20 protein-coding genes and 1 pseudogene are annotated in these 19,020 nt (G+C 67.7%); 8 read left to right on the top strand and 13 right to left on the bottom strand.

Going from position 1 to position 19,020, the window contains the following annotated elements:
- Position 1: 1 nt before the first annotated feature.
- The 3 genes from FV233_RS15930 to FV233_RS15920 all read right to left on the bottom strand — a co-directional run bounded on the left by FV233_RS15930 (position 2) and on the right by FV233_RS15920 (position 5,069).
- Positions 2-3,295 carry a helicase-related protein gene (locus FV233_RS15930; protein ID WP_246689999.1) on the bottom strand — a complete coding sequence of 1,098 codons (3,294 nt, stop codon included), beginning with the start codon at positions 3,293-3,295 and terminating at the stop codon, positions 2-4.
- Between the two features lie 199 nt (positions 3,296-3,494).
- Positions 3,495-3,818, bottom strand: coding sequence for a hypothetical protein (locus FV233_RS15925; RefSeq protein WP_147853775.1), 324 nt, complete (start codon positions 3,816-3,818; stop codon positions 3,495-3,497).
- Positions 3,819-3,977: 159 nt separating this feature from the next.
- Positions 3,978-5,069, bottom strand: coding sequence for an acyltransferase (locus FV233_RS15920; protein WP_147898018.1), 1,092 nt, complete (start codon positions 5,067-5,069; stop codon positions 3,978-3,980).
- Positions 5,070-5,189: 120 nt separating this feature from the next.
- On the opposite strand from FV233_RS15920, the gene FV233_RS15915 reads away from it, so the two are divergent.
- Entirely contained in the window at positions 5,190-6,203 is a 1,014-nt protein-coding gene (locus FV233_RS15915) for a glycosyltransferase (RefSeq protein ID WP_147898028.1), read from the top strand.
- 22 nt (positions 6,204-6,225) lie between these two features.
- Here FV233_RS15915 and FV233_RS15910 read toward each other — a convergent pair whose 3' ends face one another.
- Positions 6,226-6,771: a TetR/AcrR family transcriptional regulator gene (locus FV233_RS15910; protein ID WP_238260135.1), complete on the bottom strand. Its 546-nt coding sequence runs from the start codon at positions 6,769-6,771 to the stop codon at positions 6,226-6,228.
- A gap of 156 nt (positions 6,772-6,927) precedes the next feature.
- On the opposite strand from FV233_RS15910, the gene FV233_RS15905 reads away from it, so the two are divergent.
- Positions 6,928-7,284, top strand: a complete 357-nt coding sequence (locus FV233_RS15905) for a darcynin family protein (RefSeq protein WP_147853771.1) — start codon at positions 6,928-6,930, stop codon at positions 7,282-7,284.
- 10 nt (positions 7,285-7,294) lie between these two features.
- On the opposite strand, the gene FV233_RS15900 is transcribed toward FV233_RS15905, so the two are convergent.
- Positions 7,295-7,585, bottom strand: coding sequence for a DUF1330 domain-containing protein (locus FV233_RS15900; protein WP_147853770.1), 291 nt, complete (start codon positions 7,583-7,585; stop codon positions 7,295-7,297).
- A gap of 81 nt (positions 7,586-7,666) precedes the next feature.
- Complete coding sequence (locus tag FV233_RS15895) at positions 7,667-8,530, bottom strand: DUF3108 domain-containing protein (protein WP_147853776.1); 864 nt, start codon at positions 8,528-8,530, stop codon at positions 7,667-7,669.
- A gap of 383 nt (positions 8,531-8,913) precedes the next feature.
- Between FV233_RS15895 and rpmB the strand changes: the two genes are divergently transcribed.
- Positions 8,914-9,216, top strand: a complete 303-nt coding sequence (rpmB, locus tag FV233_RS15890; protein WP_147853769.1) for a 50S ribosomal protein L28 — start codon at positions 8,914-8,916, stop codon at positions 9,214-9,216.
- Between the two features lie 99 nt (positions 9,217-9,315).
- On the opposite strand, the gene FV233_RS15885 is transcribed toward rpmB, so the two are convergent.
- Positions 9,316-9,768, bottom strand: coding sequence for a MarR family winged helix-turn-helix transcriptional regulator (locus FV233_RS15885; protein WP_147853768.1), 453 nt, complete (start codon positions 9,766-9,768; stop codon positions 9,316-9,318).
- Positions 9,769-9,849: 81 nt separating this feature from the next.
- Here FV233_RS15885 and FV233_RS15880 point away from each other — a divergent pair, with 81 nt between their 5' ends.
- Complete coding sequence (locus FV233_RS15880) at positions 9,850-10,323, top strand: carboxymuconolactone decarboxylase family protein (protein WP_147898017.1); 474 nt, start codon at positions 9,850-9,852, stop codon at positions 10,321-10,323.
- Between the two features lie 27 nt (positions 10,324-10,350).
- On the opposite strand, the gene cobT is transcribed toward FV233_RS15880, so the two are convergent.
- From cobT to FV233_RS15860, 4 genes are all read right to left on the bottom strand, one after another.
- Positions 10,351-12,258, bottom strand: coding sequence for a cobaltochelatase subunit CobT (gene cobT, locus FV233_RS15875; protein ID WP_147853766.1), 1,908 nt, complete (start codon positions 12,256-12,258; stop codon positions 10,351-10,353).
- A 6-nt stretch (positions 12,259-12,264) separates the two neighbouring features.
- A complete protein-coding gene (locus FV233_RS15870; RefSeq protein WP_147853765.1) occupies positions 12,265-12,762 on the bottom strand; it encodes a DUF29 domain-containing protein in 498 nt (165 codons plus the stop codon).
- A 17-nt stretch (positions 12,763-12,779) separates the two neighbouring features.
- Positions 12,780-13,763 (bottom strand): cobaltochelatase subunit CobS, encoded by a 984-nt coding sequence (cobS, locus tag FV233_RS15865; protein ID WP_147853764.1) that lies wholly within the window; start codon positions 13,761-13,763, stop codon positions 12,780-12,782.
- A 247-nt stretch (positions 13,764-14,010) separates the two neighbouring features.
- Entirely contained in the window at positions 14,011-14,637 is a 627-nt protein-coding gene (locus tag FV233_RS15860; protein WP_147853763.1) for a DnaJ domain-containing protein, read from the bottom strand.
- A 108-nt stretch (positions 14,638-14,745) separates the two neighbouring features.
- Here FV233_RS15860 and FV233_RS15855 point away from each other — a divergent pair, with 108 nt between their 5' ends.
- Both FV233_RS15855 and arfB read left to right on the top strand, forming a co-directional pair.
- On the top strand, positions 14,746-15,042 hold the full coding sequence (locus FV233_RS15855; protein WP_147853762.1) for a BolA family protein: 297 nt from the start codon (positions 14,746-14,748) through the stop codon (positions 15,040-15,042).
- Between the two features lie 170 nt (positions 15,043-15,212).
- Entirely contained in the window at positions 15,213-15,644 is a 432-nt protein-coding gene (gene arfB / locus FV233_RS15850) for an alternative ribosome rescue aminoacyl-tRNA hydrolase ArfB (RefSeq protein ID WP_147853761.1), read from the top strand.
- A gap of 103 nt (positions 15,645-15,747) precedes the next feature.
- Here the strand turns inward: arfB and FV233_RS15845 are convergent, their stop codons facing one another.
- A complete protein-coding gene (locus FV233_RS15845; RefSeq protein WP_147853760.1) occupies positions 15,748-16,542 on the bottom strand; it encodes a YoaK family protein in 795 nt (264 codons plus the stop codon).
- Positions 16,543-16,623: 81 nt separating this feature from the next.
- Complete coding sequence (locus FV233_RS15840) at positions 16,624-17,571, bottom strand: methyltransferase domain-containing protein (RefSeq protein ID WP_147853759.1); 948 nt, start codon at positions 17,569-17,571, stop codon at positions 16,624-16,626.
- A gap of 69 nt (positions 17,572-17,640) precedes the next feature.
- On the opposite strand from FV233_RS15840, the gene FV233_RS15835 reads away from it, so the two are divergent.
- On the top strand, positions 17,641-18,696 hold the full coding sequence (locus tag FV233_RS15835) for a ligase-associated DNA damage response exonuclease (RefSeq protein WP_147853758.1): 1,056 nt from the start codon (positions 17,641-17,643) through the stop codon (positions 18,694-18,696).
- Positions 18,693-19,020, top strand: a pseudogene (locus FV233_RS15830) (ATP-dependent DNA ligase); the annotation flags it as partial. The gene FV233_RS15835 and the pseudogene FV233_RS15830, both read left to right, overlap by 4 nt.

The raw sequence follows: 19,020 nt of genomic DNA, 5'->3' as shown, positions 1-19,020 counted from the left end.
GTCAGCGCTTCCCGCCGTCGCCGGCTTCGAGCTGCGCCTTGAGCGCCGCCAGCTTGGCGAAGGGCGAATCCGGATCCGGCGCCCGTTCGCGCCGCGGCGGACGCTGGTCGGGCCGCGGCCCCGACTGGCGCTGCTCGGCGCTGCGCTGATCGTCCCGGCGCTCGGGCCGGCCGCCCTCGAAGCGATCACGGCGGGGGCCGCGGTCACGCCCGGTGCGGGGGCCACCCTCGTTGCCGGGGCGATCGCCGCCTTCGGCTCGCCGGTGTTCGGGACGCCCGCCCTCCGGGCGACCCGGGCCCTGATGCTGGCCCGGCTGACCCGGCTGAGCGCCATCGCGACCGCGGCCCGCGCCCCGCGGGCGGTTCTGCGGCCGAGGATTGGCCGGACGCTGATGGCGCTGCAGGCGCCAGACCTCGATCAGCACCGGCTCCGCTGGGGTTTCGTCCTCCGCAGCCGCGGACTCATCCTCGGCGGTCTCCGATACCGTCTCGTTCGCTTCCGCCACGACCGGCGTCTCGGTGGTGGGGCGGGTCTCGGATTCGGGTGCTTCGGCGACCTGCGCGGCTTCGGCTGGAGTCTCTTCCAGCTCCGATTGCTGTGCGCCCACCGCTTCCGGCAAGGCGTCGGCAGCAGCCTCGACAGGCTCAGCCTCCACCAGGGCTTCGGGAGCGGATGCAGCTTCTGCGTCCGGGCCGGTCTCGGGACCGGCGTCGGACTCCGCATTCTCGGAGAGCGAAGCACCGTCACCGGAGGCCTCCGCGGTCGCGGCCTGCGCGGCCTGCGCGGCAGCGTCGGCCTCGTCTCCGGTCAGCTCGCTCGGCGAGCCGGGATCGGTCTCGCCGGTCTCGCTTGCCGGGGCAGTTTCGGATGGCGGGGTCACGACGACCGGCGCGGTCGCGGCCGCCGGCACCAGCGGCACCGTGATGGCGGGACCGGGGCGGGCCTCCAGCGAGTAGCCCAGAGACTTCAGGATCGAGGCGAAATCCTCGCCCGAACAGCCGACCAGCGAGGTCATGCCGACCGTGGCCACGAACGCATCGCCGTCGGCCGTACCCTCCGGCGGGGCGCCCGGCGTGGTGCCGGGGCGGTAGGCGATCGCCGGGCGAATCAGGTCGGCCAACCGCTCCAGGATGTCGACCCGCACCGCCCGCTCACCACTGACCCGGAAGCCGGCTGCCCGGTAGAGGCCCTTGGCGATCTCCCGATCGACCTTGATCGAGGTCCGGCCCGAGCCGGCCAGATGCGCGATCTCGTCCAGGCCGCGCTGGTCGAGGCCGCCGTTGCGCAGGGCCCAGAGCTGGGCGGCCAGCGTCCGCGGCGCCGGCTTCAGCAGGGCCGGCAGGAAGATGTGGTAGGCCCCGAATCGCACGCCGTGCCGGCGGAGCGCCCCGCGCCCCTCCTGGTCGAGGCTGCGCATCTCCTGGGCGACCTTGGAGCGTTCCAGCACGCCCAGAGCCTCGACGACCTGGTAGCCGATGCCCTTGGCGAGGCCGACGAGGTCGCCCGCGGTCTCGAGCTCCATCAGCGGGCCGAGGAGCCGCACAATCATGGCCTTCAGCCAGGCATCGAGGCGCGCTTCGACCTTCTCGCGATGCGCGCCGGTCAGGCTGTCGTCGGCGAGCAGCCGAATCTGCGGCGCGAACAGCTTCTCGCCGGGGGTCAGCTTCGCCACCGGGGCGCCGGTCCAGCGAATCATCCCGTCATGCGCCAGCACGAGGGTGGAATCGGCCGTCGCCGCGAAGCGGTCGGCCCGGGCCTCGATCTCCCCGGAAAGCGCCTTCTCGGCGGCGCTCCTCAGAGTTTTGGCCTCGTGCCCCTCTGCGCTCGCATCAGGAACGAATAGGAATCCATGCAGGTGACCGACATGCTGACCCTCGACGGTGACGTCACCGTCGGCGGAAATTTGGGCTTCGAGCATCGTGTTCTCTCTCAGGCGCCGCATCAGGACGCTTGTGCGCCGGTCGACGAAGCGGCTCGCGAGGCGTTCGTGCAGGGCGTCTGACAGCCTGTCCTCTACCCGACGTGTCTCGCCCTGCCAATGTTCAGGGTCGCGCAGCCAATCGGGGCGGTTGGCCACGAAGGTCCAAGTGCGTCCCTGGGCGATCCGCCGGGACAGCGTATCGATGTCGCCGTCGGTGCGGTCGATCATCGCCATCTGCTCGGCGAACCACGTGTCCGGGATGCGGCCGGCCATGCCCTTCATGAGGAAACGGTAGAGCTGGGCTACGAGGTCCGCATGCACCTGCGGGTGGACCTTGCGATAATCCGGCACGCCGCAGACGTCCCAGAGCCGCCGCACGGTGGAAGCGCTGCGCGCCATGTCGCGGATATCGTCCTCGCGCATCAGGATCTCGAGGGCCTGCTGGTCCTGGCCCATCGGCGCCCGGGTCAGACCTGACTCGCGCGGATGCTCGTCGAGGCTCGCCTGCAGCGCCTCCAGGGTGCCGAAGCTGAGGTCCGGGTTACGCCATTGCAGGATGCGCAGCGGGTCGAAGTCGTGATTCTCCAGCCGCTCGACCATCTCGGGCTCGAAGGGCGGGCAGCGCCCCGTGGAGCCGAAGGTCCCGTCCGAGAGGTGGCGTCCTGCGCGGCCGGCGATCTGTCCCATCTCCGCGGGCGTCAGCTTGCGGAACCGGGTGCCGTCGTATTTCCAGTTCGCCGCGAAGGCGACGTGATCGACATCGAGGTTGAGCCCCATCCCGACCGCGTCGGTGGCGACGAGGTAGTCGACGTCCCCGGCCTGGTACATCTCGACCTGGGCGTTGCGGGTCCTGGGCGACAACGCCCCGAGGACCACCGCGGCGCCCCCACGCTGGCGTCGGATCAGCTCCGCGATGGCATAGACCTCCTCGGCCGAGAAGGCGACGATTGCGGTGCGCCGGGGCAGGCGCGACAGCCGCTTCTCCCCCGCGAAGCTCAGCTTCGACAGCCGCGGCCGGGTCGTGGTGTGGACGTTCGGAATCAGCGCCTGGACCAGCGGCAGCATGGTCGAGGAGCCGATCAGCAGGGTCTCCTCCCGGCCGCGCACGTAAAGCAGGCGATCGGTGAAGACGTGGCCGCGATCCATGTCGGCGGCGAGCTGGATCTCGTCGATGGCGACGTAGGCCACGTCGAGGTCGCGCGGCATCGCCTCGATGGTGCAGATCCAGTAGCGCGGCCGGTCCGGCTTTATTTTTTCTTCCCCGGTGACCAGTGCGACCTTCTCGGGGCCGACCTTGGCGACCACGCGCAGGTACACCTCCCGGGCGAGCAGCCGCAGGGGCAGCCCGATCATGCCGGTCGGGTGCGCCAGCATCCGCTCGATCGCAAGATGCGTCTTGCCGGTGTTGGTCGGTCCGAGGACCGCCGTCACGCCGCGGGCGCGGGCGTCGCGCGGCAGGGACCGGCGGGGGAGGGGGCGGAGCGGCGCGTCGATGGTCGGCGGTTCCTTCGGACGGGAAGGCCGGCGCGGCGCCGTCATGGCGCGGGCGGGAGGTCTCGTACGGCCGGTCGCGTCAGGGACGATAGGGCCGCCTCGGTCCTCCCCCATATGGGATATCACCCGGGTCGCTGCCAACCTGCGGCATAATCAGCGGATCGACCACGATCTGCATGGCCGGCGATCCGGGCTGGGGCGCGACGTCCGCGCAGAGGGTGTCGGGGACCGAGACCAACGGGCCATGCCGCGGCGGCCGGTGCTCGATCACCTGCGCTGACGAGAAGGCATCGCCGCCGCAGCCGGGATTGCCTGATCCTGCGGTCAGCGGCTGGGCCGCTGACGGCGCGGCGAAGGCGAGGGCCGCGACGGTCAGGGTGGTGCGAAGGCGGTATCGGTCCATGCGCGGATCATCGCCGAAAATATGAAAGATTTAATGGCAGTTGAGACCGATTCCCGGCGCCGAGACCTTAGTGTCATATCAGAATCTTCCGTGGATCTTCGCGGCGTGCAGCGCACCGCATGTCAGGACGTCAGTTCTGATCGAAACGCCTCGAAACCCTCAACGGCTGTATTCGGCTCGGCTTGAGCGCGACGCCTTCAGAGATGCGAAGATATCTAAAAGATAGCGCCTTGCAGGCTGGTCATAATAGCGCAGGAAGACATAGCTCGCTGCTATCGTCACGGCGACAAGGGTCACGCATTCCAAAGCGATGCTTTTGCTGCCGGTTGTTTTTTGATAAATTCCGTTGATCCAGCAGAATATTGGATAGTGTAAGGCATAAACCGGATATGATAGCTCGCCGAGCATGAGCGAAATCCTCATCGGTAGGCCCTTCATCGGAATGGCTGATCCGCTGAACACCAGCATCGGGGCCAGGGCGAGTTTCCAGACGAGCCGTTCGCGGAGGGTAAGTTCGAACGATGAAAAAAGGATCGCAATCATCAGAACGCATAACGCGACGAATATATACGTGTTGGCCCGGCTCGAAACGAAGGCGCCGCTGAACTGGTGGATTAGGACGCCGACAAAAAACGAGGACCCAACATGAGCAAACCCGAGGAGAAAATTGTCGGTCGTGTCGCCGCCGATGCCGACCAGGATGACTGCCGCACTGCACAGGACGTACAGACCCAGCGAGAGATACGTCTGATCGACATGCCGCAGCAGCCACCAGACATAATTCGCCACTATTTCGAAGAAGAGCGAGAATTGCGGTCCATTCAGGGGGAATATTTGAGGGCCGCCAATCTGGGGCGGGGCATTGAAAAAAGGAATGTTCATCATTCCAAGCAGGATTGCCAGGACTATCGCGGCTATTTGGGTCTCTGTGCTGAGCAGATAGTTTCTCGCGATGACGTAAGGAGCGCTGATCAGAATGGACAGAACGATGATCGGTATCAGTCTGATCAGCCGAATGGCCATGAATTCAGCCACGGACATATTTCGTAGGCGGAGGGCATAGGCACGGGCCAGAACATAGCCGCTGAGAGTGAAGAAGGTATCGACCGACAGGCCCCCGTTGACCGCCATGTTTGGCGCGTCTAGCCAACGACCCAAATGGAATAACAATACTGAGAGAGCTGCAATCCCTCGAATGCCGTCGAGGGCTGCGCAATGCCTGCGTGGGTCCGATAGGGCCGGTATTCCCAACTTTATCCAGCCATGCTATAATAACGACAGACTTTAAGGGGGCTGGTAAAAACTTTGTGCCCCGTTCGATGTTGAATTAAGTTTTCAACTCAAAAATGTGGGATGTCAAGGCCGGTGGGCATGGATGCTGCAAGTAAAACTGTTTCGGTGGTTATCGCTACGTATAATGGCTCAGTATTCATCGAGGAGCAGCTAGCGAGCGTCATCAACCAAAATTTTAAGCCGATCGAGATCATCGTTTCCGATGACGGATCGACGGATGAAACATTAGTTTTAGTTAGATCAATTGCGAAAAATTCCAAAGTACCTATCAGAATTAACGTAAACGAAACGAATCTAGGATTTCGCGACAACTTTTTGAAAGCCGCTTTATCGGCGAAGGGAAACTTCGTGGCGTTCTGTGATCAGGACGACATCTGGGATCCCGAAAAACTTGAACGTATAGCCAAGTACTTTAAAAATCCTAATATCTCCATGATCGTGCATGCCGCTGCGAGCCTCGATCAGTCCACTGGTAAGCTAGTAAAATTTACACAGGGTATCCGAAGCACTGGTGTTAAGCCGCCGCTCAGTTACGATCCCTGGCTGACGTTCTTTGGGTTTTCAATTGTTTTTCGGCGAGAACTGCTGTATCTCGCGGATATCGAGGCACGGTTCCGAGACTTCATCGTGCCGAAAGAGAAGATCGCCCACGATCGATGGATCGTTTTTCTCGGCCAAGTGGTTGGCGAGACTGCCGAACTGAGTCTGCCGCTGGTCACGTACCGGCAGCATGCGACGAACCTGTTTGGGGATGGGCGCCGCAGCCACAAAGGGAAGGCGCATGATCCCATTAAGGAACTTGATGATTACATAACCGCTACGGCCGACATGATCGCTGTGATCCGCGATCTTCCGGATGAGACGCGGGCGGCATTTCCTCTGTTCGATCGCGAAAAAGCGATTCACTTTTTTCAGAGAGCCTTGCACCAACTGCAACAGAGGAAGCAGGTTTACGTCTCGCGCGACAGGCGCCGGGGTTTGTTGGCCGTCGTCGGTAACATCCGATCCGGGGTCTACCGGTCCGTCCACCGCGATGCCATCCGTTGGCGCTCGATCGCGCGCGATCTCAAATACTGCGCGACCCGGTCGTAGGCCGCGCTACCCGACCCGCGGATCACGGCAGCCCCGTGGGCAACCCCAGATAACCGAACACCGCGCGCAGGACCCGATGTTCGAGCGCATCGCCGGCCTGCTCGCCCCGCTCCCCGGCGGCATCCACCATGCCCCGCACAACCGCGAACAGGTCGCCCGCGGCAATCTCGATCGCGACGGGCGGTCCGGGTTCGAGGCGTGCCAGCAGGGTCAGGAACGCGTCCGAGATCGCCCGGTGGACCGCGTCAAGGCTGTCGGCCGGCTGGAGCCGGTTCTCTTCGCGGTCAAGCAGCAACGCGAGACGTGGCCGGGACATCTGATGGGCGACGGCCGCCTGCACGATGCGCCGCAGTCCGAGTTCCGGCGTCGCCGCCTCGGCCGCGGCGTGCACCGCCGCGATCAGCAGGCCGGTCTCCCGCGCGACCAGGGCCGCGGTCAGCGCGTCCTTGCCGGGGAAGTACTGGTAGACCGAGCCGACCGAGACGCCGGCCCGCTCGGCCACGGCATTGGTCGTGTAGCCGGCCAGCCCGCGCTCCTCCAGAACGCGAGCCGCGCCTTCGAGGATCATCCGCACCGTCTCGGCAGACCGCGATTGTTCCGGGTTTTTCCGGGGCTTGAGCAGCGGCCCCCGTGCCGTTCGGGCGGTCATGAACGCGAGTTCGCCGCAGGGCCGCCCGCGGGCATCATCGCCGCGTCCCAACCGATTCGCGGAATGAAAGAGCGCATGTCCCACCAGACCTTCAACCCCAAGCTCACCGTCTTCATGCTGGTGAAGACCTCGCCCGAGTGGCTGGCGATGTCGATCGACGATCGGTTCGCCCGGTTGCGTGAGGTGTTCGAGCCGATCCTGCGCCGCCACGCGGGTTCCGTGACGATGCGCTTCTACGACGCCGAATTCTACACGGCCCGGGTCACGGATCTCTGGGTCTGGGAGGCCAGCGAGCATCACGCCTACGAAAGCGTCGTCGAAGCCTTGCGCGAGACGCCGTTCTGGGACCGGTTGTTCACGATCGTCGAGATCATCCCGGCGGTGGAGAACGCCTACGCGATGCATTACGGCCGGGCGCCGCTCGCCGCGTGAGCGGACTGTTTCAGTCGGCGCCCTCGACCAGCACGACCTCGCCGATGCCGGCGGGCAGGCGCTTCGCTTTGGCCGCCTGGTATTCCGGCGAGCGATAATAGGCCCGTGCGGCGTCGTAGGAATCGAATTCCAGCACGACGTTGCGGGGCCGGGCCTCGCCCTCCAGCGCCTCGCTGCGCCCGCCCCGCACCAGGGGCCTGGCGCCGTGAAGCCGCATCGCCGTAGAGGCCATCTCGGCATAGGCCGCGTAGGTCTCCGGATCGGTCACCGTCATCCGGACGATGATGTAGCCTTTCGCCATGGTTCTCCATCCTCTCCGCCGCGGGCGCACGGGGTGCCCGGAAAGAGGCCGCCGGTCAAAGGCGAAGCGCTGAGCCTGGCGCTATTGCGCGGGCAAGCTCGCCTGCGCGACGCTCGCCCCGGCCGTCCCGGTGGCGGCGCCCTGGGTCCAGCGCGTCGCCTCGATGATGTTGGTACCGATGGTGGTGAGCACCGAGATTCGCAGCGGGACCAGTGCCCGCGTCCCTTCGACCGGGGCGAGCCAGACCGACATCTCGCGGTTGTCCTCCATGAACTTCACACCCGGCCGATCCGGCCTGTGGCCGGCCACCGCTTGGTAGCGGGCCGTGCAGACCAGAACCGGGCCGGCATAACCGGGTTTCTGCACCGCGCGGGTCTCGGCGTAGCTCAGCACCACGTTGAAGCGGGTCGCGCCGTCGAACACCGGCAGGGTGCGGTTGCAATTGGCCGGATCGAGCAATTCGCCCCGGCCCTGGGCTGGCATCAGCAGGGCGCTCACCGGATCCATGATGCCGCGCTTGTGGTCGGCCGTGACCGGCACCCGGTCCTGCATGTCGACGAGGGGGGGCGTGATCTCGGCCTGCACGACGTTGCCGTGCGCCAGCGCCATGCGCACCGCGATCCCGGAACTCGCCGTGTGCGTGGCGATCGAGAACGCGCCGGGCTGCGGCGCGGCCGAGAAGGTACCTGACGCCCGGGCCGAGCCCCTGCCGCCGGTGATCGCCCCGACCAGCCCGGTCAGCGTCGCGGAGACGTCCATCAGGTAATGGTCGCGCTCGAAGCTGCCGGCGAGCCGGGCGGTGCCGATCGGCAGACCCGCGAGGTTGATGCTGTAATCGACCGTCACCGTGGCGGGGGCGGCTGCGGCGCTCCGCTTCGCGCGCCGAGCGGCTTCGGCCGGGGCACCGAGCGTCGCGACGGCGAGCACGGTGCCGAGAAGGCGCATCGTCAGCGGCTTGATCGTCCGACGGACAGGCGTGGCGCTCATGATCCGGATCGCATCCCAGGGGAACTTGGGCCAAGGGTGCCGCGCGGGACGATCCCGTACGACAGGCTCTCGACGCTCGGTGCAGGCGAGGCGCTGGCCTTCTTCGAGCAGATGCCGGTTATATCCCGGCATCGTGGTTAACAGACCGTTGGGCGACCGCCCGGGACATGTCGAGGCGGTGCGGAGCTTGACGCAACGGGTCCAGGTCGCCTATAGGCTCGCGCCTTCAACAGGACTCCGCTGGACCTGGAATACGTATCGGGCACCGCCCGCTGCGACGATGATCGCGCCGCTTGCGGTCGGGTCTTTTCAGGCGGAACGAGACGGGAATTTTAGTCATCATGGCGCGCCGCTGCGAACTCACCGGCAAGGCCGTTCAGGTCGGCCACCTCGTGAGCCACTCGAACCACAAGACCAAGTGCCGGTTCCTGCCGAACCTGTGCAATGTCACGCTTCAGTCGGACGCGCTGGGCAAGCGGGTGCGCCTGCGCATCACCGCGCATGCCCTGCGCTCGGTGGAGCACCGCGGCGGCCTCGACGCATTCCTGGTCAAGGCCGGCGAGGGCGACCTGTCGCAGACCGCCCGCCTGCTGAAGCGCGAGATCCACAAGAAGCTCGCCGAGACCACGGCCGTCGCGGCCTGATCTCGGGCGCTCTACGCGTTTCACCGATCGGACGACATAAACCGCCGCGGCAGGCCATGCCGCGGCGGTTTACGCTTGCCTGCTCGGGACCGGCATCGCCTATCCGGGCGCCTGAGCGATTCGCGTCAGCCATTGCCGGATCTCCGTCTGCTGCGAGGGCGTGAGGTCGTTCAGCATCTCGGCTTCCAGCGCATAGACGTGCCGCTTGGCGGCTTCGAGCATCGCCTCACCGGCGGCAGTCAGCCTTATGGTCTGGATGCGACCATGAATCCGGTGCCGTTCCCGCACCACGAGGCCGGCCTTCAGCAGATTCGCGACGATGACGCTCATGGTCTGCGGCGTCACGAGCGCCAGGCGCGCGAGATCCGCGCTGCTGTGGCCGGGATAGGCGGCTAGGATCGTCAGGACGGAAAATTGCGGCAGCGTCAGGCAGGCGCCGCTTAACCGCTGCTCGACGCGCTGCCTGTGCGCGTGAGCCGCCTGCCGCAACAGATAACCGAGATGTCCGTCGATGCCGCGCTTGCCTTCGCCCGCCCGCGGCAGCTCATCCATGGCATCATCCCTTGCCTGTTATCAGAGTGCTGATATGTTGTTCGTGCTCTGATTCTATCGCGGATGGCGGGAGTGCGTAGCATGTCCGATGTGGCATCGTATGACGATGCGGGCTTTTCATACGACCTGTTCAGGACCACGTTGCCGAACGCTCACGCCGCGCTTCTCGCCCTCGGCCGGGCCGTCGATGAGGCGGGCCTGGACAAGCGCTTGAGCGAGGTCGTGAAGATCCGCGTCTCGCAGATCAACGGCTGCGCGTTCTGCGTCGGCTTCCACCTCGACACAGCCCGCCGCCTCGGCCTTGCCGATCACATCATCGACTCGATCGCCGTCTGGCGCGACAGCCCGGTCTTTTCGCCCCGCGAACGCGCGGCCCTGGCCTGGGCCGAACATCTCACGCGCATGGCCGATGGGGCGGCGCCCATCGCCGAACCGTCTCCGCTGTTCAGCCGGGACGAGACGCTGAGCCTGACCGTGGCGATCGCCACCATCAACGCCTGGAATCGCATCGCGGGCGGCCTGCATTTCCCGCCTCTCGCCCGGCGGGCGGCCTGAAGGCGGCGCCGGGCTCCCGGCAATTCGTCAGCGCCGTCCGCCGGCCGCACGCAGGGACCGGCCCGCAGGTGCGGAGGAGCTGTTCTCCTCGAACAGTTCGGCGAGCTTCTCGGTCATGGCGCCGCCCAGCTCCTCGGCGTCGATGATCGTCACCGCCCTGCGATAGTAGCGGGTCACGTCGTGACCGATCCCGATGGCCAGGAGTTCCACCGGCGAGCGGGTCTCGATCTCCTCGATCATCCAGCGCAGGTGCCGCTCCAGGTAGTTGCCGGCATTGACCGACAGGGTCGAATCGTCGACTGGTGCGCCGTCCGAGATCACCATCAGGATCTTGCGCTGCTCGGGCCGCCCGAGCAGGCGCTTGTGCGCCCAGTCGAGGGCCTCGCCATCGATGTTCTCCTTGAGAAGACCCTCGCGCATCATCAGCCCGAGATTCTTCCTGGCCCGGCGCCACGGCGCGTCCGCCGACTTGTAGACGATGTGGCGCAGGTCGTTCAGGCGGCCGGGATTCGTCGGCTTGCCGGCGGCGAGCCACGCCTCGCGGCTCTGGCCGCCCTTCCAGGCCCGGGTCGTGAAGCCCAGGATTTCGACCTTGACGCCGCAGCGCTCCAGCGTCCGCGCCAGGATGTCGGCGCAGGTCGCCGCCACGGTGATCGGCCGGCCACGCATCGAACCGGAATTGTCGAGGAGCAGCGTGACCACGGTGTCGCGGAAATTGGTGTCCTTCTCCTGCTTGAAGGAGAGGGGCTGATAGGGGTCGATGACCACGCGCACGAGGCGCGCCGGATCGAGCTGACCCTCCTCGAGGTCGAAATCCCAGGCGCGGTTCTGCTGCGCCAGGAGCCGGCGCTGCAGCCGGTTGGCGAGGCGGCCGACGACGCCCTGCAGGTGGGAGAGCTGCTTGTCGAGGTAGCTGCGCAGGCGCGCCAACTCGTCGGCGTCGCACAGCTCCTCGGCGTGAATGATCTCGTCGAACCGGGGGTTGAACACCCGGTATTCGGGGCCGCGCGCCTCGTTGCCCTGGCGCTGGGGCGGCTTCGACGCTTCGGAGGCTTCCTCGGCTTCCCCATCCTCGGACTCGTCGGGCAATTCCCCGGACGGCGCGTCGGCCGCTTCCTGCGCGCCCTCCTCGATCTCGTCGGAGGCCTCCTCCGAGGTCTCGATCTCGGCGCGCTCGCCCTGGCTCTTCTCCTCGGAATCGCCCTCGCTCGGGTTCTGCTCGTCGTCCTGGGCGTCGTTCTCGTCGTCGTTCTCGTCATCCTCGGCGTCGAACGGGGTCTCGTCCGACATGTCGAGGGAGGTCAGCAGGTCGCGCACCGAGCGGGCGAACTTACGCTGGTCCTCGATCGACCCGATCAGCCCGTCGAGGTTCGGGCCGGCCTTGGCCTCGATATGCGCACGCCACAGCTCCACGATCTTGGCGGCCGCCTCGGGGGGCTGCTGCCCGGTCAGGCGCTCGCGCACCATCAGGGCGACGGCGTCCTCCATGGGTGCGTCGGCCTTGTCGGTGATGGTCTCGTACTTGCCGCCGCGATGGTACCGGTCCTCCAGCATCGCCGTGAGGTTGCTGGCGACGCCGGTCATCCGCCGCGAGCCGATCGCCTCGACGCGGGCCTGCTCGACCGCGTCGTAGACCGCGCGGGCGGCGGCGTTCTCGGGGGCGAGCCGCCGGTGCACGGCGATGTCGTGGCAGCCGAGCCGCAACGCCATGGCGTCGGCATTGCCGCGCAGCACTGCCACGTCCTGCGCCGAGAGCTTGCGCGGGGGCTCTGGCAGGCGAGCCTTGTCACCGGTGAGCGCCGGCCGGTCGGTGGCGTAGGTGACCTCGACCTCCGACCGGCGGGCGATGGCGCGCAGGCACCCGGCCACCGAGCGCTTCAGGGGCTCGGCCACGGATTCGCGGCGCTCGCCGGGCTTGCGGTTGGAGATGGACATGCGGGGCTACGTCTTCATCGAATCGAGGTCGAAGGGGCGCTCAAGCAGATCATCCCAGGTGAAGGGACATTCTGGAGGGAACTCGCCCGGAGGGAGGTGGCACTCATCCGCCGCCCAGTTGCGTGAGATTGTATAGATCTCGTCCCACATCGTGTTGAGATGCGGCTTCAGACCCGGGTTCTTCCGCAGAATTTTCGCGTACCGGAGCCGCTGCTCGCGGATCGCGTAGATCCAGCTCGGCGTGCGTTTCTCCGGCTGCTGATCCCATTTGAGCATGTGCATGATGAGAACGCGCAGAGCGCTTTCCATCTGACTGTATTGCGCGCTCCCCACGTCGCTCAGCTCCTCGGCGATGTTGTCGAGGTCGAGCGCGTCCACCCGGCCGGCGCGGAGCAGCGCCACCTGCTCCTCGACCCAAGTGTAGAGGTCGTCCGCATAGCGCGTCCGCCCGTCGGCATGCGGAGCCGCAGGAGCGTCCTCGCGTGTCGAGGCCGGATGCGCCATGGCGTCCTCCATGCGGTTCAGCTTAAGGCGACGTTCAGTGCGCTTTCGGGCAGTTCCTTGCCGAAGGCGCGCTGGTAGAACTCGGCCACCAGGGTTCGCTCGAGTTCGTCGCACTTGTTCAGGAAGGTCACCCGGAACGCGAAGCCGACATCCTTGAAGATGTCGGCGTTCTCAGCCCAGGTGATCACCGTGCGCGGGCTCATGACGGTGGAGAGGTCGCCGTTCATGAACGCGTTGCGGGTCAGGTCCGCCACGCGCACCATCCGGTTGACGATGTCCCGGCCCTGGTCGCTGCGGTAGTGCAGCGCCTTCGAGAGCACGATGTCGACCTCGCGGTCATGCGGCAGGTAGTTCAGGGTGGTCACGATCGACCAGCGGTCCATCTGGCCCTGATTGATCTGCTGGGTGCCGTGATAGAGGCCCGACGTGTCCCCGAGGCCGACTGTGTTGGCGGTGGCGAACAGCCGGAAGGCCGGGTGCGGGCGGATCACGCGCTTCTGGTCGAGCAGCGTCAGCCGGCCCGACAACTCCAGCACGCGCTGGATCACGAACATCACGTCCGGGCGGCCGGCATCGTACTCGTCGAACACCAGGGCGACGTTGTTCTGCAGCGCCCAGGGCAGGATGCCGTCCTGGAAGGCGGTGACCTGCTTGCCGTCCTTGAGGACGATCGCGTCCTTGCCGACGAGGTCGATGCGCGAGACGTGGCTGTCGAGGTTGATCCGGATGCAGGGCCAGTTCAGCCGGGCCGCGACCTGCTCGATATGGGTCGACTTGCCGGTGCCGTGATAGCCCGTGACCATCACGCGGCGGTTGCGCGCGAAGCCGGCCAAGATGGCCAGCGTCGTCTCCCGGTCGAAGATGTAATCCGGATCGAGATCGGGGACGTGCTCCTCGGGTTCGGCATAGGCCGGGACCTTGAGGTCGAGGTCGATGCCGAAGACCTCGCGGACGGAGACGGTGCGGTCGGGCAGCGCGGCGGGCGTGTCGTCAGAGAGCATTCGGAACCTCGTGAGGCGCGGCGGCTCCGGCCCGAAGGAAGGGAGCATCCGCGCGGAAGAACGTCGAGCCGGGCATCCGCCGCGGGGCGGACTCAATCCTTAAACGGCGGCGCGCTGCGGCGCCACCGACCGGCATGAGCCCCATATAGGGTCCGCCCGGCCATTTGCCTTATCCTAGAGCGATCACCGTCGAAGGGGATTCCGGTGCGGCCTCACGGCGCTCCGGAGTGCATCGTTCGTGCCGCCGTCAGCAGAGGCCGGCGGCACGCAAGACGTCGTGGGCGCGGATGATGTCGCGCAGACGCTCCTCGAACGAGCGGTCGCCGCCGTTGGCGTCGGGGTGGAAGCGCTTCACCAGCGCCTTGTACTGCGCCTTGATGGCCGGCCCGTCCGCCCCCTCCTCGAGACCCATGACGTCGAGGGCGCGGCGCACCGTGGCGGTGCGGCGGGGCTTCTCCGGCTCCGGCTGTTTGTTGCGCCGACGTCCGTCGCCGACGCCCGCGCCGCGCAGGATGCCGAGCGGATCGACGTAGGCCCAGTCCCGGGTCGGCTCCTCGGCCGGCTTGCCCTGGCCGGCGGGGTTCACGCCCATGGCCCAGGTCGGGCGGTGCCCGATGATCGCGTCCTTCTGATAGGCCTGGACGGCGGCATCGTTCATGCCGTCGAAGTAGTTATAGCTCGCGTTGTAGGCGCGGACGTGGTCGATGCAGAACCGCCAGTACTGGCCTTCCGCCTTCCGGCCCTTCGGAGCGCGGTGCGGGCCCGGCCGGGTGCAGCCCGGGCTCTCGCACAGGGCCTCGGCCGCGGGCTTCGGCTCGTCGCAGGACGGTTTCCTGATCCGGATGCTGTCGAACAGGCGCGAGTTGAGATCCATGACGGGCCGATTATGAGGGGGCAAACCGGAGACACAAGAGCACCGGGCCTGATGACGCATGCGCGGGATCGGGCTTGACGGATGCCGGCGACGTGAGGTGAGGGCAGGATGACGGACGGGACTGGTGAGGACGGCACCCTTCGGGGCTGGATGGAGGCGAAGCTGCGCGCGGAACTCGCGCCGGCTCACCTCGACGTGATCGACGAATCGCACCTGCATGCGGGCCATTCCGGCGCGCGGCCCGGGGGCGAGACCCATTACCGGCTCGACATCGTCGCGTCGGCGTTCGAGGGCAAGAGCCGCGTAGAGCGGCACCGCCTGGTCAACGCTCTCATGGACGAGGCTTTCGGGCGTGGCCTGCACGCACTGGCGTTGCGCGCCCGGACCCCGGCCGAAGCTGCCTGAAGCCGGACCTCGCCGGTCCGGCGCGGCCCGGGGGCCGGTACGAGGGATATGGCGATCGTGGTTCCGGCGCGCATCCCAGAGATCATGGGTTTCTCGCTCGCGCCGGTGTGTTGGCACACAGGCGGCTGCCAACTGCCGGCCTCGCACCGGGGCGTGGACCGGAGCTCATTATGCCCCTGCGGGTGAACGCGCGGATCGTCATCGCGGACGACGAGATCGAGCTGTCTTTCATGCGCGCCTCCGGGGCGGGCGGACAGAACGTCAATAAGGTCGAGACCGCGGTCCAGTTGCGCTGGTCGGTCCTGGCCTCGCCCTCGGTCGACGAGCGGGTCAGAGCGAACCTGTACAAGCTCGCCGGCCGGCGCCTGACCAAGGACGGCGTCCTGGTCCTGTCCGGGCAGCGGCACAGGACCCAGGAGCGCAACAGGGCGGACGTGCTGCAACGGCTGGTCGATCTCGTCACCGAGGCGGCCAAGCCGCCGCCGCCCATCCGCCGCGCGACCAAGCCCACGAAGGGCTCGAAGGAGCGGCGCATCGGAGCCAAGAAGAGCCGCGCCGTGGTCAAACAGGGGCGCGGCAGCTACCGGGATTCCGAGGGCTGAGCCGGCCCGCTTCCAGCTCGGATAAGCTGCCGAGCCGGCTCTACGTCCCTGATGTGACGCGCTCGCTCACGCCGAGCGAGCCTCCGCTTCCGCGGCGAGCGACCTAGTGAATCGCGTCGATCACCTCCGCTTTCGGGCTCGCGTCGGGGGCGGGCGACGAGCCGGCGACCAGGGTGCTGCCGGGCTTGGCGATGGTGAGCGCGATCGCGATCAGCGCCAGGATGGCAGCGAGGCCGGCGGGGAACAGGAAGGCGGATTCGCCGTAGCGGAGATCGAGCAGGCCACCCAGCACCGCGCCGGTGCTGAGACCGGCCCAGAGCGGTGCCTGGATCCAGAACGACGGGGCCACCGTGCCGAGCAGCAGGTTGGCGCAGCCCGTCCCGAATCGCACCACCGCCCCGGTCACGTAGGTCAGCGCCAGCGACCGGCCGCCCTCGTCCTGGAGGGTCGCGTTCTGCAGGCCCAGGGCCAGCACGATCGGGTAGGCGTGCAGCGGATAGGCGAAGGTGCCCCAGGGCATCAGCAGGCCGCCCGCGAGCAGCAGCGCCTGGAGCGTCAGCAGGACGGCCAGCCGCCAGCGGCCGACCCAGGCGGCGATCAGAGTGCCCAGGAAGGCGCCGAAGCAGAACAGGCTGATCGTGCTGGCGACCCGGGTGACGTTCTCCCAGTCGCCGTTGGACACCGCCACGCCGAAGCGGGTCGTGTTGCCCGACATGAACGACATGAACAGCTGCGAGAATTCCAGGAAGCCGATGGAATCGGCGCATCCTGCCAGCATGGCCAGCGCGATGGCGAAGGAGATGCGCGTCCGGGGATCCGCCGGAAAAGACCGGTCCGCTGGCAGGTCGGGCTTGCGCTCCGGTGCGCGCCCATCATCCCTGCCGCCGAAATCCGCCATGCCAATCCCCGATCCCATCGCCGCCTGTCGTGCGGCCGACAGACAATGGACGAACAGCCAAGCAGTTTCATGCCGGGGGAATCATTGGCGTGTGCGGTGCAGCACGACGACCCGGCCCGGCACCGGCCGGCCGCCTTCGCGCCGCACATCGGCTTCGTGCAGCCGTAAGACCTCCAGGCCTGCGCCGGAGGCCGCCGCGGTGACGTGGGCGTGGGCGTGGGCGTAGCGCCCGTCCGCGCCCAGGAGGCCGCCGTCGCCGTCATGAGACTGCACCGTGAAGGCGGCCAGGCCCCTGGGCCGAAGCACGCGAGCGACCTGCTTCAGCACAGGCGCGAGATCCGCCACGTAGATCAGCACGTCCGCCGCCAGGCAGAGGTCGGCGGAGTCCGACGGCTCGGCCGCCAGGAAGGCCGCCAGGTCACCCTCGGCCAGACGGTCGTAGAGCGGGAGGCCGCGCTGCATCTTGGTCCGCGCCACCGCCAGCATGCCGGGCGACAGATCCACCCCGGTGAGGTGCCCGACCCGGTCACGGATCGCCGCGCCCATCAGGCCTGTGCCGCAGCCGAGATCGAGCGCCACGTCGAACCGCTCAGGGTCCGGCGGCAGGGCATCGTGGAGCAGTTGTGGGCCGACATAGCCCAGCCCGTCCACGAGGTGGCGCTCGAAGCGCGGGGCGTAGCCGTCGAACAGGGCCCGGACATAGGCCGGCGACAGGGCCGGCAGGCCGCCGCCTTCCCCCAAGCGGACGAGGTGCGCCCGCACGCCGAGGGTATCGTCGGGGTCGATGTCGAGGGCACAGGCATAGGCCCGGGTCGCGGCCGCCCTCAGGGCCGGGTCGTCGCCCCCGACGGCCAGCCCTTCCCGGGCACGGCCCAGCACCAGCCAGGCCGGCGCGTAGCGGGGTGCGATCTCCAGCGCCTGCTCGGCGAGGTCGGCGGCCCCGGCATGGTCGCCATCCGCCAGGCAGGCCTCGGCGTAGCGATAGCGGCGGTCGGCGAGGAGGTCGCCGGAACTGTGTTGCGTGGCCATGCGTCTGCCGGGTCGGAGGCGCCTATATACCGGGGCCACCGGCGGACTCCACCGGCAGCAGCGGACCCGATGCCGACACGCGCGAGCGATCTCCTCACCCTGACCCGAGAGGGCCTCTACTGTCCGCTCGGCGGCTTCCACGTCGATCCGACCTGGCCTGTCGAGCGCGCGCTGATCACCCACGGCCATGCCGACCATGCCCGGGCCGGCCATGGCCACGTGCTGGCGACGCCGGAAACCCTGCGGATCATGGCGGTGCGCTACGGCGAGGATTTCTGCCGCCAGCGCCAGGAGGCCCGGCTCGGCGAGGCCTTGCGCGTCGGCGACGTCACGGTGCGCTACGCCCCCGCCGGGCACGTGCTCGGTTCCGCCCAGATCGCCATCGAACGGGACGGCGTCCGCGTCGTGGTGTCGGGCGACTACAAGCGGGCGCCGGACCCGACCTGCCTGCCGTTCGAGGTGGTGCCCTGCGACGTGTTCATCACCGAGGCGACCTTCGGCCTGCCGGTCTTCACGCATCCGGACACGCGGGACGAGGTCCGCAAGCTGATGGCCTCCGTGGCCCTGTTCCCGGAGCGCGCCCACATCGTCGGCGCCTACGCGCTGGGCAAGGCGCAACGGGTGATGGCGCTGCTGCGCGAGGAGGGCTGGGACCGGCCGATCCACCTGCACGGCGCGATGGAGAAGCTGACCGAGCTGTACAAGCGCGAGGGCATCCCCCTGGGCGATACCCCGAAGGTCGTGGCCGCCGACCGCAAGGACCTTCACGGGGCCATCGTGATCTGTCCGCCCAGCGCGATGCAGGACCTGTGGTCGCGCAAGTTTCCCGACCCGGTGACCTGCTTCGCGTCCGGCTGGATGCGGGTCCGCGCCCGCGCGCGCCAGAAGGGCGTCGAGCTGCCGCTGGTCATCTCCGACCATTCGGACTGGCCGGACCTGTGCCGTACGATCCGGGACACCGGCGCCGGGGAGGTCTGGGTCACCCACGGCCAGGAGGATGCGCTGGTCCATTGGTGCGGGACGCAAGGGATCAAGGCCAAGCCGCTGCACCTGCTGGGGTACGGCGACGACGGTGAGGCGGAGCCGGCCCCCGCAGGCGTCGCCGAGCCGGAGGTGGCCGCGTGAACGACTTCGCCCACCTCCTCGACCGCCTCGCCTACGAGCCGCGCCGCAACGCCAAGCTGCGCCTGCTCCAGGACTTTTTCGCGCGCACGCCGGATCCGGAGCGCGGCTACGCGCTGGGCGCCATGACCGGCACGCTGAACTTTCGCGAAGCCAAGCCGGCCCTGATACGCGGCTTGGTGGAGGCGCGCATCGACCCGGTGCTGTTCCGGCTGTCGCACAACTACGTCGGCGATCTCGCCGAGACCACGGCGCTGATCTGGCCGGTGCCGCGGGATCTCCCTCCCCCCTCTGCGGGGGAGGGTGGCCCCCGAAGGGGGTCGGGAG

The organism is Methylobacterium sp. WL7 (assembly GCF_008040085.1).
Lineage (GTDB): Bacteria > Pseudomonadota > Alphaproteobacteria > Rhizobiales > Beijerinckiaceae > Methylobacterium > Methylobacterium mesophilicum.
The sequence above is the reverse complement of the archived record's forward strand: the minus strand, read 5'-3'. Positions and strand labels throughout refer to the sequence as shown.

Excerpts from the sequence above, each read along its gene's own strand:
- FV233_RS15870 (WP_147853765.1), bottom strand. The coding sequence starts at position 12,762 with ATGGCGCATCCGGCCTCGACACGCGAGGACGCTCCTGCGGCTCCGCAT.
- FV233_RS15910 (WP_238260135.1), bottom strand. The coding sequence starts at position 6,771 with ATGATCCTCGAAGGCGCGGCTCGCGTTCTGGAGGAGCGCGGGCTGGCC.
- FV233_RS15845 (WP_147853760.1), bottom strand. The coding sequence starts at position 16,542 with ATGGCGGATTTCGGCGGCAGGGATGATGGGCGCGCACCGGAGCGCAAG.
- FV233_RS15900 (WP_147853770.1), bottom strand. The coding sequence starts at position 7,585 with ATGGCGAAAGGCTACATCATCGTCCGGATGACGGTGACCGATCCGGAG.
- FV233_RS15880 (WP_147898017.1), top strand. The coding sequence starts at position 9,850 with ATGTCCGATGTGGCATCGTATGACGATGCGGGCTTTTCATACGACCTG.
- FV233_RS15855 (WP_147853762.1), top strand. The coding sequence starts at position 14,746 with ATGACGGACGGGACTGGTGAGGACGGCACCCTTCGGGGCTGGATGGAG.
- FV233_RS15925 (WP_147853775.1), bottom strand. The coding sequence starts at position 3,818 with ATGGACCGATACCGCCTTCGCACCACCCTGACCGTCGCGGCCCTCGCC.
- FV233_RS15835 (WP_147853758.1), top strand. The coding sequence starts at position 17,641 with ATGCCGACACGCGCGAGCGATCTCCTCACCCTGACCCGAGAGGGCCTC.
- FV233_RS15840 (WP_147853759.1), bottom strand. The coding sequence starts at position 17,571 with ATGGCCACGCAACACAGTTCCGGCGACCTCCTCGCCGACCGCCGCTAT.
- FV233_RS15915 (WP_147898028.1), top strand. The coding sequence starts at position 5,190 with ATGGATGCTGCAAGTAAAACTGTTTCGGTGGTTATCGCTACGTATAAT.
- FV233_RS15885 (WP_147853768.1), bottom strand. The coding sequence starts at position 9,768 with ATGGATGAGCTGCCGCGGGCGGGCGAAGGCAAGCGCGGCATCGACGGA.
- FV233_RS15905 (WP_147853771.1), top strand. The coding sequence starts at position 6,928 with ATGTCCCACCAGACCTTCAACCCCAAGCTCACCGTCTTCATGCTGGTG.
- FV233_RS15930 (WP_246689999.1), bottom strand. The coding sequence starts at position 3,295 with ATGCTGGCGCACCCGACCGGCATGATCGGGCTGCCCCTGCGGCTGCTC.
- FV233_RS15860 (WP_147853763.1), bottom strand. The coding sequence starts at position 14,637 with ATGGATCTCAACTCGCGCCTGTTCGACAGCATCCGGATCAGGAAACCG.
- cobT (WP_147853766.1), bottom strand. The coding sequence starts at position 12,258 with ATGTCCATCTCCAACCGCAAGCCCGGCGAGCGCCGCGAATCCGTGGCC.
- cobS (WP_147853764.1), bottom strand. The coding sequence starts at position 13,763 with ATGCTCTCTGACGACACGCCCGCCGCGCTGCCCGACCGCACCGTCTCC.
- FV233_RS15895 (WP_147853776.1), bottom strand. The coding sequence starts at position 8,530 with ATGCGCCTTCTCGGCACCGTGCTCGCCGTCGCGACGCTCGGTGCCCCG.
- rpmB (WP_147853769.1), top strand. The coding sequence starts at position 8,914 with ATGGCGCGCCGCTGCGAACTCACCGGCAAGGCCGTTCAGGTCGGCCAC.
- arfB (WP_147853761.1), top strand. The coding sequence starts at position 15,213 with ATGCCCCTGCGGGTGAACGCGCGGATCGTCATCGCGGACGACGAGATC.